General features: G+C 64.1%; 10 protein-coding genes and 2 pseudogenes. 1 reads left to right on the top strand and 11 read right to left on the bottom strand.

The features are described from left to right. The 5 genes and pseudogenes from FJ492_RS25045 to FJ492_RS25025 all read right to left on the bottom strand — a co-directional run. Positions 1-222 (bottom strand): annotated as a pseudogene (locus FJ492_RS25045) (nucleotide-binding domain containing protein); the annotation flags it as partial. Positions 223-280: 58 nt separating this feature from the next. Continuing rightward, entirely contained in the window at positions 281-1,543 is a 1,263-nt protein-coding gene (locus FJ492_RS25040) for a cysteine desulfurase-like protein (RefSeq protein WP_181166748.1), read from the bottom strand. A 135-nt stretch (positions 1,544-1,678) separates the two neighbouring features. Continuing rightward, positions 1,679-2,353 (bottom strand): amino acid ABC transporter permease, encoded by a 675-nt coding sequence (locus tag FJ492_RS25035; RefSeq protein WP_027142133.1) that lies wholly within the window; start codon positions 2,351-2,353, stop codon positions 1,679-1,681. A 164-nt stretch (positions 2,354-2,517) separates the two neighbouring features. Further along, entirely contained in the window at positions 2,518-3,315 is a 798-nt protein-coding gene (locus FJ492_RS25030; RefSeq protein ID WP_140510616.1) for an ABC transporter substrate-binding protein, read from the bottom strand. Positions 3,316-3,733: 418 nt separating this feature from the next. Continuing rightward, on the bottom strand, positions 3,734-4,510 hold the full coding sequence (locus FJ492_RS25025) for an HpcH/HpaI aldolase/citrate lyase family protein (RefSeq protein ID WP_140772760.1): 777 nt from the start codon (positions 4,508-4,510) through the stop codon (positions 3,734-3,736). A gap of 121 nt (positions 4,511-4,631) precedes the next feature. Between FJ492_RS25025 and FJ492_RS25020 the strand changes: the two are divergent. Beyond that, positions 4,632-5,722: pseudogene (locus FJ492_RS25020) on the top strand (LLM class flavin-dependent oxidoreductase). Positions 5,723-5,745: 23 nt separating this feature from the next. Here the strand turns inward: FJ492_RS25020 and FJ492_RS25015 are convergent. The 6 genes from FJ492_RS25015 to FJ492_RS24990 all read right to left on the bottom strand — a co-directional run bounded on the left by FJ492_RS25015 (position 5,746) and on the right by FJ492_RS24990 (position 11,819). Further along, positions 5,746-6,141, bottom strand: coding sequence for a RidA family protein (locus FJ492_RS25015; protein WP_027142129.1), 396 nt, complete (start codon positions 6,139-6,141; stop codon positions 5,746-5,748). Between the two features lie 71 nt (positions 6,142-6,212). Continuing rightward, positions 6,213-7,361 (bottom strand): acyl-CoA dehydrogenase family protein, encoded by a 1,149-nt coding sequence (locus tag FJ492_RS25010; RefSeq protein WP_140772758.1) that lies wholly within the window; start codon positions 7,359-7,361, stop codon positions 6,213-6,215. Positions 7,362-7,481: 120 nt separating this feature from the next. Beyond that, positions 7,482-8,294 (bottom strand): enoyl-CoA hydratase family protein, encoded by an 813-nt coding sequence (locus FJ492_RS25005; RefSeq protein WP_140510608.1) that lies wholly within the window; start codon positions 8,292-8,294, stop codon positions 7,482-7,484. Further along, entirely contained in the window at positions 8,291-8,761 is a 471-nt protein-coding gene (locus tag FJ492_RS25000; protein ID WP_027142126.1) for a MarR family transcriptional regulator, read from the bottom strand. Before FJ492_RS25000 ends, FJ492_RS25005 begins: the two co-directional genes overlap by 4 nt. Next, entirely contained in the window at positions 8,755-9,528 is a 774-nt protein-coding gene (locus tag FJ492_RS24995) for an SDR family NAD(P)-dependent oxidoreductase (RefSeq protein ID WP_140746361.1), read from the bottom strand. Before FJ492_RS24995 ends, FJ492_RS25000 begins: the two co-directional genes overlap by 7 nt. Then, positions 9,525-11,819: a bifunctional salicylyl-CoA 5-hydroxylase/oxidoreductase gene (locus tag FJ492_RS24990; RefSeq protein ID WP_140718472.1), complete on the bottom strand. Its 2,295-nt coding sequence runs from the start codon at positions 11,817-11,819 to the stop codon at positions 9,525-9,527. Before FJ492_RS24990 ends, FJ492_RS24995 begins: the two co-directional genes overlap by 4 nt. Positions 11,820-11,887 lie beyond the last annotated feature (68 nt).

Below are 11,887 nucleotides of genomic sequence, written 5' to 3'. Positions count from 1 at the left end.
TGCCGTATAGAGGATGACGCTGCGCCCGGCTTGCAGACTGGCGCGGCCCTTTGCCGCCGCACGCGCAATCGCCTGCACCGACCCCTCCGAAACCAATTCGACAGGGTCGACCTCAATGCCGTCGAAACCGTCGGACAGGGCATGCCGGATCTGTCGTTCGGTGGTCGGCGAGCAACTGCCCGACACGACGGCCACCCGGTCGACGGCACCCGGCGGCGCAAAGCGTGGCCCAGCGTTGGCGATGCCCCTCGACGTGGCGCGTTCCTTGACAGGACGCCGATCACGACAGCTTGGCGATGATGCCTCGCAAAGCCTCGCCGAACTTGTGCACCTCCTCGAGCGTATTGTAGTGCACCAGCGAGGCGCGGATGGCGCCGCTGTCCATCGACAGGTTGAGCCGCTTCATCAGCCGCGGTGCATACATGTGGCCATCGCGGATGCCGATCTGCATGTCGGCCATTTCCTCGACGATCCGCTGTGGCGACAGCTTGCCGATGTTGAAGCAGAAGGTCGGCACGCGCTCGTTGATGCGGGCTTCGTCGGCGACGCCGTAGATGGTCGCGCCGCAACCCTTCAGCACGCTCATCATCTCGCTCGCCAGCACCAGCTCATAGTCGCGGATGGCGCCCATGCCGGCGACGATGTTCTCGCGCCGCGAGCGGTTGTTGGAGGGCGCGAGATTGCGGCCGATCAGTTCCAGATACTGTACGGCGGCATCCATGCCCGACACGTTCTCATAGATGAAGGTGCCGGCCTCAACCTTGTAGGGCGGCTCGTCCGGAATGAAATCCTCGCGGAAGGTCGGCAAGCGTTTCAGCGTTTCGAAGCGGCCCCACAGGAAGCCCATATGCGGCGAAAAGTTCTTGTAGCCGGAGCAGACGAGATAGTCGCAGTCCCAGGCTTGCACGTCGATCAGTCCGTGCGGTCCGTAATGCACGCAGTCGAGAAACACTTCGCCGCCGGCGGCATGCGCGACTTTCGCGACGGATGCGACGTCCACGATCGAACCGATCGAGTGTGCGGTGACCGTGCAGGCGACAAGACGGGTGCGGTCGGAGACCAGCGGACGCAAATCGTCGACATGTAGATTTCCGTCCTCGCGCATGCGCCACCACTTGAACTTGGCGCCCGCGGATTCCAGCGCCAGCCAGGTGGCGATGTTGGCATCATGGTCCATGTCGGTTATGACGATCTCATCGCGCTCTTGCAGCATCTGGCCGATGCCGAGGCTGACCAGACGGATGAAGGAGGTGGCGTTCATGCCGAAGCAGATTTCCGCCGGGCTGTAGGCATTGATCAGCAAGGCGACGCTTGTCCGAGCGTCGGCGACCGACTGGTCGACGGTGACGCTGCGGCCATAGCGGCCGCCGCGCTGGACATTGTGCGAGACCAGGTGGTTGGTCACCGCGTCGAGCACGCTCTGCGGGATCTGCGCGCCGGCGGCATTGTCCATGAAAATGAAATCGCCGGCCCGCTGCAGGGCAGGAAACATGGCGCGGATGGTGTCGACGGGGAAGCCGCCGGTGGCCTGGGGATTGCTCAAGAATATCTCCTGCGAAGTGCTTGTGGTGAGTGGCTAGAGCAATTCCAGGAAAAGTGCGTAGCGGTTTTCCGTCCGGAATTGCGTGAAAACAAAGAGTTGGAGCGGTTCGGGGATTCCAACAAACACTGAACCGCTCTAGCGGGCTTTCTCGTCCTTGAAGCGGGCTTCAAGGAGGCTGACGAGACGAACCATCGGCCAAAGGAAGATGAGGTAGACAAGGGCCGCGCCGATCAGCGGCGAGGGATTGGCGTAGAGCGACTGTGCGTTGGTCGCTTCCTTCAGCAGTTCCGGCAGGGCCACCGTGGATGCCAGCGAAGTGTCCTTGAACATCGAGACGCAGTTGCTGGTCATCGGCGGGATGACGACGCGCACCGCCTGCGGCAGCACCACCTTGCGCAAAGTCAAAAGGAACGGCAGGCCAAGCGCCTGCGACGCCTCGAACTGACCGCGCGGAATGCTCTCTATGCCGGACCGGAACACTTCGGCCGAATAGGCCGACATGATGATGGCGAACGCGGTCACCGCCGACGCCCAGGACGACAGGCGAATGCCGAGGAAAGGCAGCGCATAGTAGATCAGGATCAGCACGACGAGAACCGGCAAGGCGCGAAAGACGTCGGTGTAGCCGACCGCCAGCCAGCGCAGCGGTTTCGGCGCATAGAGCCGCAAAAGGCTGATCACCAGGCCGATGGGAATGCCGATGCCGATGCTGAGCAGGCCGAGCAGCAGCGTGTTCAGGAAGCCGCGCAGCAGCGCCGGCAGGCTCGACGCGATGACGTCGGCGTTGAAGAAAGTGTCGATCAGCGACATCAGGGCATTCCCGAACGGTGTTGCGTCATCTGACGCCAGGGCCCGACCCGGAATATCAAGATCGGCTTTGCCGAACGGATGCTGGTCCCGGGAAGGCTATGCGTGAAAACGGGACGTGCCGACCCCTTTGTAGCCGGCACGCCTTTCGTCCTGTCGGCCGGCGCTCAGGCCTTGGGCAGCGGCATTTCCTTGACGGTCGAGGAATCGGCGGGGGCGTCGCTGCCGAACCACTTCTTGTGGATCGCGGCCAGCGTGCCGTCCTTCTTCATCGCCGTCAGCGCGTCGTTGAGCTTGCCGAGCAACGGATGATCCTTGGTCATCATCAGGCCGTACTGCTCGCCGGTCTTGATGCGCTGCTTGACCTTCAGGTCCTTCATCTTGGTGAAGGAATATTCCATGCCGGGAATGTCGCTGACGGCGGCGTCGACACGGCCGGCGCTGAGGTCGAGCAGCAGGTTCTGCTGCGTGTCATAGCCCTTCACATCGCTGAAGCCGTCGGCTTCCTGATGCGCCTTGACCCAGGTCTCGCCGGTCGAGCCCGAGAGCACGCCGACGATCTTGCCCTTGAGGTCCGCCTCGGTGTTGACCGCGCTGTCGGTCTTGGTGGCGATACCCATGTCGGAATCATAGTAGGGCTGGGTGAACGACTGCGACTTCAGCCGCTCCGGCGTGATCGTGATCGAGGAGATGGCGACGTCGATGCGCTTGGAGGTGGTCGCGGCGAACAGCGCCTGGAAGCCGAGATCGGCGATGTCGGTGGTCATGCCGACGCGCTTGGCCGCCTCGTTGACGATGTCGACCTCAAAACCCTCGAACGTGCCGCTCTCGTTCTTGTATTCGAAGGGCGGGTTGGTCGGGTAGGCGCCGACATTGAGCACATCGGCGGCATAGGCGGTTGCCGGTCCGGCGGCGATGCCGATTGCCGCGGCGAAAAGGATGAGATTGCGACGGTTGAGCTTCATTGGTGGTCCCTCTGGGGTGTTCCCTCTGGTTGTTGATCGGGCGGGCTGCCCCGCACGGTTTGTTGCCGTCCCGCCTCCCAGCGGGGCGTCAATTCATGGTGGCGACCATGCGCTCGAGCGCGGACGCGATCTGGTCGCGATCGCATGCGTGTTCACGCGCGCGGCAAGGTTGGCGATGGTTTCGGTGTGCGGGTTCCTGGGCGCACGCATCGCAAGCGTAGCGCGCGCTGGACGATGACTGGGGCAGCACAAACGACAAGGACTGAAACCCCTCCTACCCGGAGCAGAATGACGAATTGCCCGGAAACCCTCCAGCCCTACGGCCGCCATTGATCTTGAATGCTTATCCAAAGTGCCGCGCTTTTCAAGGCAAAAGTTTTAAGCTTAAAAAGTTGCTCGGCTGCTGCTCGGCTAGGCGCTAGCGCGGGTCTTCCCGCGCCAGTTCGGCCCGGGCGGCGGCATGATTGGCCGCGGCGCCCGCACCGAGAAACATCGTGTCGCTGGCCAGCACGAAAAAGCTGGCGCCGACGGCTGCCCATTGGCCGACGGTCTGTGGGCTGGCGCAAAATATGCCGGAGGTCTTGTCGTGCGCGATCGTCACGCCAATGATCCTGCGGATCGCATCCGCGAGCTTCTCGGCGCCCTTCGGTCCGATCGCATCGATCGACACGGAGAGATCGCCGGGTCCGACGAAGACCACGTCGACGCCCTCCACCGCGGCGATCGCGTCGATGTTGGCCAACCCTTCGACCGTTTCGACCTGGATCGCGACGACGGTCCGCTCATTGGCGCCAGCCAGGTATTCGGGAATGCGATAACCATAGCCGGCCGCGCGGCCGGGTCCGACACCGCGCTCGCCTCGTGGCGGATAGCGCGACGCTTTCACCGCCATTGCCGCCTGTGCCGGTGTCGAGACGCGTGGCACCAGCACACCTTGCGCGCCGCTGTCCAATGCCGCCTGGATGGCTTCGGGCGCATGGCCGGGAACGCGCACCATCGCCGGCACGCGATGCACATCGGCGGCGCGCACCATGCTCTCGATCATGTCGCGCGAGATTTGGGCATGCTCCCAGTCAATGCAGAGGAAGTCGAGGCCGGACAACGCCATCACCTCGACTGCGACGGGGTGAGGAATGGCGGCGAAGGAGCCGACGAGACTGCTCTTGCCGATGCATTTCTGGCGGAACTCGCTCATGCCTATCCCTTTTCTCATCCCGCCAAATTCATATCGGCAAACCAGTGCCAGGCGAAGCTATTTCATGCTTGAAATATTTTCGCGGAGCCGTAGCGTGCGATCTTCGCCGGGAGATCGCGACATGAACAAAGCACATCCGTTGCACGGCTCCAACAAACTGAAGCTTGGCGTCTTCTCGACCAACGCCGATGGCGGCCTTGCCATATCGGACGTGCCGGAACGCTGGACGGCTAGCTGGCAGGACAATCTGACCGCAGCACAGATCGCCGACCGCGCCGGGCTGGAGTTCCTGCTGCCGATCGCCCGCTGGCGCGGCTTTGGCGGCCGCAACAAGGTGCGCGAGCGGTCGTTCGAGACCTTCACCTGGGCGGCGGCGCTCAGCATGGCCACCGACCGCATCGGCCTGTTCATGACCGTGCATGTGCCGCTGGTGCACCCGCTCTATGCCGCCAAGGCGCTGGCGACGGTCGACCACATCAGCCAGGGCCGTGCCGGCCTCAACATCGTCTGCGGCTGGAACCCGAAGGAATTCGGCATGTTCGGCACGCCGCTGGTCGAGAAGGGTTACGACCAGGCGGCCGAATGGATCGAGATTCTGGAGAAGCTCTACGCATCGGCGGAGCCGCTCGACTATGAAGGGTCCTATTATCACCTCAAGGAGGCGGTCAGCCGGCCGGCCAGCCTGCAGGTTCCGCGCCCGGTGACCATGAACGCCGCTTTCGGCGGCCCGGGCCGCGATTTCGCCGCCGCCAGATGCGATTATCTGTTCACGACCTTTTCCGAGATGGGCGATGCCGGCAAGCATGTCGCCGACATCGGCGAACGGGCCGACAAGGTTGGCCGGGAGGTCGGCGTCTACACCGTGGCCCATGTCGTCTGCCGCCCGACCATGGAAGAGGCGCAGGCCTACTACACACGCTATGCAGTCGATCTGGCCGACCACGAGGCGGTCGATGCGCATATGGCCGGCAAGAAGGAATTCTCGCAATCGCACGACCCGCATGCCTATGAGCGCTATCGCCAGCGTTTCGCCGGCGGCGCCGGCACCTATCGCTGGTTGGAACGCCGCAGACGATTGCCGCCGAGATGGCCGCCATTGCCGCGCACGGCTATCAGGGCATTGCGCTATCCTTCGTCAACTACACCAGGGAATTGCCCTATTTTTGCGACCACGTGCTGCCGTTGCTGAGGCAAGCTGGGCTTCGCGAATAAAATATTCCGGAGAGACGAATTCTTTATTCCGGAACGACGGCGGTCGCCTGGATCTCCACCTTGGCGCGGTCCTCCACCAGCGCCACCACCTGCATGGCGGCCATCGCCGGAAAATGCCGGCCGATCACCTCGCGATAAGCCTCGCCGATCCCCTTGAGGTTACCGAGATATTCGGCCTTGTCGGTGAAATACCAGGTCATCGAGGTGATGTGCCGTGGCTCCGCGCCGGCCTCGGCCAGCACCGCGACGATGTTCTGGAGCGTCTGCCGCACCTGGCCGGCGAAATCGTCGGTCTCGAACTGGCATTGCCCGTTCCAGCCGACCTGTCCGCCGACGAAGACGAGCCTGCCGCGCGCCGCCACGCCGTTGGCGTAGCCGACCGGTTTTGCCCAGCCTTCCGGCTGCAGGATTTCGTGCATGTCGTCTCTCCGCCTGTCCAAATCGGGTCCGCAATATCCGCGTCTCAAAACAATCCATGAACGCGACCTGTTCAGGCCGCGCCCATCACTTGCCGCGCGATCACCACCTTCTGCACGTCCGATGCGCCCTCATAGATGCGCAGCGCGCGGATTTCGCGGTACAGGCTCTCGACGATGTGGCCTTTGCGGACACCGTCGCCGCCATGCAGTTGCACCGCTTTGTCGATCACCTCCTGCGCCTTGTCGGTGGCGAACAGCTTGGCCATCGCCGCCTCGCGCGTCACCCGCGCCGCACCCATGTCCTTGGTCCAGGCGGCGCGATAGACCAGAAGGGCCGCCGCATCGACGTCGAGCGCCATGTCGGCGATATGGCCCTGCACCATCTGCAACTCGGCCATCGGTGCGCCAAACAATTTGCGCTCGGCCACGCGCTTGATGCTTTCATCGAGCGCGCGGCGGGCAAAGCCGAGCGCTGCCGCGCCGACCGTCGAGCGGAACACGTCGAGCACCGACATGGCGATGCGGAAGCCGTCGCCCGGCTTGCCGATCAGCGCCGAGGCAGGCAGCCGGACCTGGTCGAACGAAAGCCGCGCCAGCGGATGCGGCGCGATCACTTCCAGCCGTTCGGCAATACCGAGGCCCATGGCGTCGCCCGGCACCAGGAAGGCGGAAAGCCCCTTGGCACCCGGTGCCTCTCCGGTGCGGGCAAAGACGACATAGAGGTCGGCGATGCCGCCATTGGAGATCCAGGTCTTCTCGCCGGTGAGAACGTAGCTGTCGCCGTCGCGTGTCGCCGTCATTTCGGTGTTGGCGACATCCGAGCCGGAGCGCGGCTCCGACAGCGCGAAGGCGGAGATCGCCTTGCCGGCGCAGGTCTTCGAAAGCCATTGCTGCTGGTCCGGCGTCCCGAACAGGCTGAGTGCACCGGTGCCCAGCCCCTGCATGGCAAAGGCGAAGTCGGCCAACCCATCGTGGCGAGCCAGCGTCTCGCGCGTGATGCACAAGGTGCGTACGTCGAGCGGTCCAGGATTGTCGGTATCGAGCGCCGTCGGCTTCAGCCAGCCATCCTTGCCGAGCTTCGCCACCAGCTCGCGGCAGGCGGCGTCGACGTCATGATGATCGACGGGAAGGTTTTTGGCGCACCAGGTGTCGAGTTGTTCGGCCAGTTGGCGATGGCGGTCTTCGAAGAAGGGCCAGTTGAGGAAGGAGCGGTCAGGCATTTGTGCCTCCGCTGTTCTGCAAGCTAGGTGCTCTACGGCGCCCCCCTCTGTCCTGCCGGACTGTCCGGCAGGACAGAGGGGGGCGCTGTCCCGCCCACGTCTCTAACAATCCACCCATCCTCAATTCCCCTCGAACACCGGCTTTTCCTTGGCCACGAAAGCCAGGTACGCCCGTTCGAAATCGCGCGTCTGCATGCAGATCGCCTGCGCCTGCGCTTCCGCCTCGATCGCCTGGTCGAGGCCCATCGACCATTCCTGGTTGAGCTGCGTCTTGGTGATGCCGTGGGCGAAGGTCGGGCCGGAGACGATGCGGGCCGCCATCTCCAGCGCGTCGGCCTCCAGAGCCGCGGCATCGACCAGCCTGTTGTAGAACCCCCAGCGTTCGCCTTCCGTAGCCGTCATGGTTCGGCCGGTGTAAAGCAGTTCGGCGGCGCGGCCCTGGCCGATGATGCGCGGCAGGATCGCGCAGGCGCCCATGTCGCAGCCGGCAAGGCCGACACGTGTGAACAGGAAGGCGGTCTTGGCTTCCGGCGTGGCGATGCGGATGTCGGCGCTCATGGCGATGATGGCGCCGGCGCCGACCGCCACGCCGTCGACAGCCGCGATGATCGGCTTGCCGCAGTTGAGCATTGCCTTGACGAAATCGCCGGTCATGCGGGTAAAGGCCAAGAGCTGCTTCATGTCCATCTTGACCAGCGGACCGATGATGTCGTGGACATCGCCGCCGGAGCAGAAATTGCCGCCATTGGAGAGGAACACCACGGCGTCGACGTCCTCGGCATAGACGAGATCGCGGAACGTGTCGCGCAGCTCGGCATAGCTATCGAAGGTCAGCGGGTTCTTGCGCTCCGGCCGGTCGAGCCGGACCCTGGCGATCCGGCCCTCGACTTCCCACAGGAAATGCTTCGGCTTGAGGCCGGCCATTGCAGTCATTCGCGTCCCTCCCAGTTGCTGCGGAACGAGGTCAGCATGCCGGTCAGCCGGTGCGCATCCTCCTCGCTGACCTTGCCCAGCAATTCGCCGATCCAGCCCTCATGCGCCGCGGCGATGGTGGCAAAGGACTTCGTGCCTTCCTCGGTCAACCGCACCATCGAGGTACGGCGGTCGCCATTGCGGCGGGCCCGGGCGACGAGTCCTTCCGACACCAGCCGGTCGACAATGCCGGTGACATTGCCGTTGGACACCAGCAGGAAGCGCGACAGGTCGCTCATCAGCATGCCTTCCGGCGCCCGGTAAAGCGCTGCCATCACGTCGAAACGCGGCAGCGTCGTGTCGAATTCCTTCTTCAGGCGCTCGCGCAATTCGGCCTCGATCGTGCGTGAAGCCCGCAGCAGCCTTATCCAAAGACGCAACCGGTCCTTGCCGGGACCCGATGGCACGGGCAGGGGGCCGGCTACCATGTTTCACCTCCCGAGATCGAAATCGCCTGTCCGGTGATCGACGCCGCCGCGTCGCCGCACAACCACAGCACTGCTTCGGCAATCTCTTGCGGCTGGATGAAGCGGCCTTGCGGGTTGGTCGAGACGAGGCTGGCTCGCCCCTCGCCAGCCGAGCGGCCGGTCTTTTCGATGATGCGCTGGATGGACTCCTCCAACATGTCGGTCTCGACGAAGCCCGGACACACCGCATTGACGGCGACGCCGGATTTCGCCGTCTCGGCGGCCAGCGCCCGCATCAGCCCGACGACGCCATGTTTGGCCGCCACATAAGGCGCGACATAGGCGTAGCCTTTCAATCCAGCGGTCGAGGCGATGAAGACGATGCGACCTGCCTTGCGCGCGGCCATGCCGGCCAGCGCCGGCCTCACCGTCAGGAACGCCCCGGTCAGATTGACGTCGAGCGTTCGCTGCCAGTCGGCCAGGGCGATCTTGTGCGCCGGCGTGCTGCCGGCCATGCCGGCATTGGCAACGACGATGTCGAACGGTCCGCGCGCGGCCTCCGCCATCTCGTAAAGCGCCGCCATCGCCGCCTCACTGGTGACATCTGCGACGATGCCATGGATGCGGCCGTTTTCGCCGGCAACCTTGGTGAGCTCAGCTTCGCGGCGCCCACAAATGGTCACGTCGATACCAGCTGCGGCCAAAGTGAGCGCGATGGCCCGGCCGACGCCGGATCCGCCGCCGGTGACCAGCGCGTGCTTGCCGGGAATCGTTGTCGCGGCCGTCATACTTTCAGCCCCGCAGCGGCGTCACGCTCGGCCAGCCGGTAGAGCTGATCGCGCCCGGGCAGATAGGGATCCGGCCATTTGACGCCACGGTCGCCGAGCGTCACCGCCGCATGCAGCATCCAGTAGGGATCGGCGAGATGCGGCCGTGCCAGCGCCACCAGATCGGCGCGGCCGGCCATCAGGATCGAATTGACATGGTCGGGCTCGTAGATGTTGCCGACCGCCATCGTCGCCATGCCGACTTCGTTGCGGATACGGTCGGAAAACGGCGTCTGGAACATGCGTCCATAGACCGGCTTGGCGGCAACCGACGTCTGGCCGGCCGAGACGTCGCATATATCGACGCCTGCCTCATGCAGCATCCGCGCGATCTCGACGGCGTCTGCCGGCGTCACGCCTTCGATGCCGACCCAGTCATTGGCCGAAATGCGCATCGAGATCGGTTTTTCCGCCGGCCAGGCGGCGCGCACCGCGTGGAAGATTTCCAGGGGATAGCGCATGCGGTTCTCCAGTGAGCCGCCATAGGCGTCAGTGCGCTGGTTGGTGACCGGCGTAATGAACGACGACAGGAGATAGCCATGCGCGGCGTGGATCTCGAGCATGTCGAAGCCGCAGCGATCGGCCATTTCGGCCGAGGCCACGAATTGATCGCGCACCAAATCCATGTCGGCGCGGTCCATCGCCTTCGGCACCTGATTCTCAGGCGACCACGCAACGGCCGATGCCGCCATGATAGGCCAGTTGCCCGAGGCCAGCGGCACGTCGGTGCCTTCCCAGCCGACACGGGTCGAACCCTTGGCGCCGGAATGGCCGATCTGGGCGCATATTCTGGCTTCGGTTTCGGTATGGACGAAGTCGACCAGTCGCCTCCACGCCACCTCATGTTCGGGCGCATAGAAGCCAGGACAGCCGGGCGTGATGCGTCCTTCCGGGCTGACACAGGTCATCTCGATATAGACGAGTCCCGCACCGCCCTTGGCGCGTTCGGCATAGTGGGTGAAATGCCAGTCGGTCGGGCGGCCGTCGACGGCCTTGTACTGCGCCATCGGCGAGACGACGACGCGGTTGTTGAGGACCATGTCGCGCAGCTTGAAGGGCGCGAACATCGGCGCCCGGCGCAGCCTGTTGCCGCCGGCACCGGCCTGCCGCTGGAACCATTCTTCCGCGCCGCCTAGCCACTCGGCATCGCGCAACCGCAGATTCTCGTGGCTGATGCGTTGCGAACGGGTCAAAAGCGAATAGTTGAACTGCACCGGATCGAGGCCGAGATAGCGCTCGACCTCTTCGAACCATTCCAGAGAATTGCGCGCCGCCGACTGCAGCTTCAGCACTTCGGTGCGGCGGGCGTCCTCATATTTGCGGAAGGCGGCCTCGAGGTCCGGCTCGGTCTCGACATAGTCGGCCAGCGCCACCGCACTCTCCAAGGCGAGTTTGGTGCCGGAGCCGATCGAGAAATGCGCCGAGGCCGCGGCGTCGCCCATCAGCGCCAGATTCTTGTAGGACCAGCGCTCGCAAAGCACGCGCGGGAAATTGATCCAGGCCGAGCCCCTGATGTGGTTGGCGTTGGTCATCAGCGCGTGGCCGCCAAGATGTTTGGCAAAGATGCGCTCGCACACCGCGATGGACTCCTGCTGCGACATCGCGCCGAAGCCGAAGGCGGCCCAGGTCTGCTCGCTGCACTCGACGATGAAGGTCGCGGTATCGCTGTCGAACTGGTAGGCGTGCGCCCACACCCAGCCATGCTCGGTCTTCTCGAAGATGAAGGTGAAGGCGTCGTCGAATTTCTGGTTGGTGCCGAGCCAGACGAACTTGCATTTGCGCGTGTCGATGTCGGGCTTGAAGATATCGATGAAGCTGTTGCGCGCCCTGGAGTTCAACCCGTCGGCGGCGACGACCAGGTCATGCGTCTCCATATAGGGTTTTGGGTCGGCGATGTCGGTTTCGAACATCAGCTTGACGCCGAGTTCGCGGGCGCGGCGCTGCAGCAGGATCAACAGCCGCTTGCGGCCGATGCCGCAGAAGCCGTGGCCCGACGAGACCGTGCGCACGCCGTCATGGATGACGGCGATGTCATCCCAATAGGCAAAATGCTTCTTGATCCAGACGGCGCTGACAGGATCGTTCTTGGCAAGATTATCGAGCGTCTCGGCCGACAGCACGACGCCCCAGCCGAACGTGTCGTCGGCGCGGTTGCGCTCGAAAACCGTCACGTCGTGCGCGGCGTCCCTCAGCTTCATCGAAATGGCAAAGTAGAGGCCGGCCGGTCCGCCGCCGAGAACGGCAACCTTCATACGTGCGATCTCCTCTTCGCTTGCTGTGCCTCAGTATCGCGCCGGAGGTAAGATATTTCAAGCTTAAA

This window comes from Mesorhizobium sp. B2-5-4 (assembly GCF_006441095.1).
GTDB classification, from domain to species: domain Bacteria; phylum Pseudomonadota; class Alphaproteobacteria; order Rhizobiales; family Rhizobiaceae; genus Mesorhizobium; species Mesorhizobium salmacidum.
The sequence above is the reverse complement of the archived record's forward strand: the minus strand, read 5'-3'. Positions and strand labels throughout refer to the sequence as shown.

What these genes read in the sequence shown, in the direction of transcription:
- FJ492_RS25010 (WP_140772758.1), bottom strand. Translation starts at nt 7,361, where the DNA reads ATGCCTGACCGCTCCTTCCTCAACTGGCCCTTCTTCGAAGACCGCCAT.
- FJ492_RS25035 (WP_027142133.1), bottom strand. Translation starts at nt 2,353, where the DNA reads ATGTCGCTGATCGACACTTTCTTCAACGCCGACGTCATCGCGTCGAGC.
- FJ492_RS25000 (WP_027142126.1), bottom strand. Translation starts at nt 8,761, where the DNA reads ATGGTAGCCGGCCCCCTGCCCGTGCCATCGGGTCCCGGCAAGGACCGG.
- FJ492_RS25025 (WP_140772760.1), bottom strand. Translation starts at nt 4,510, where the DNA reads ATGAGCGAGTTCCGCCAGAAATGCATCGGCAAGAGCAGTCTCGTCGGC.
- FJ492_RS24990 (WP_140718472.1), bottom strand. Translation starts at nt 11,819, where the DNA reads ATGAAGGTTGCCGTTCTCGGCGGCGGACCGGCCGGCCTCTACTTTGCC.
- FJ492_RS25005 (WP_140510608.1), bottom strand. Translation starts at nt 8,294, where the DNA reads ATGACTGCAATGGCCGGCCTCAAGCCGAAGCATTTCCTGTGGGAAGTC.
- FJ492_RS24995 (WP_140746361.1), bottom strand. Translation starts at nt 9,528, where the DNA reads ATGACGGCCGCGACAACGATTCCCGGCAAGCACGCGCTGGTCACCGGC.
- FJ492_RS25030 (WP_140510616.1), bottom strand. Translation starts at nt 3,315, where the DNA reads ATGAAGCTCAACCGTCGCAATCTCATCCTTTTCGCCGCGGCAATCGGC.
- FJ492_RS25015 (WP_027142129.1), bottom strand. Translation starts at nt 6,141, where the DNA reads ATGCACGAAATCCTGCAGCCGGAAGGCTGGGCAAAACCGGTCGGCTAC.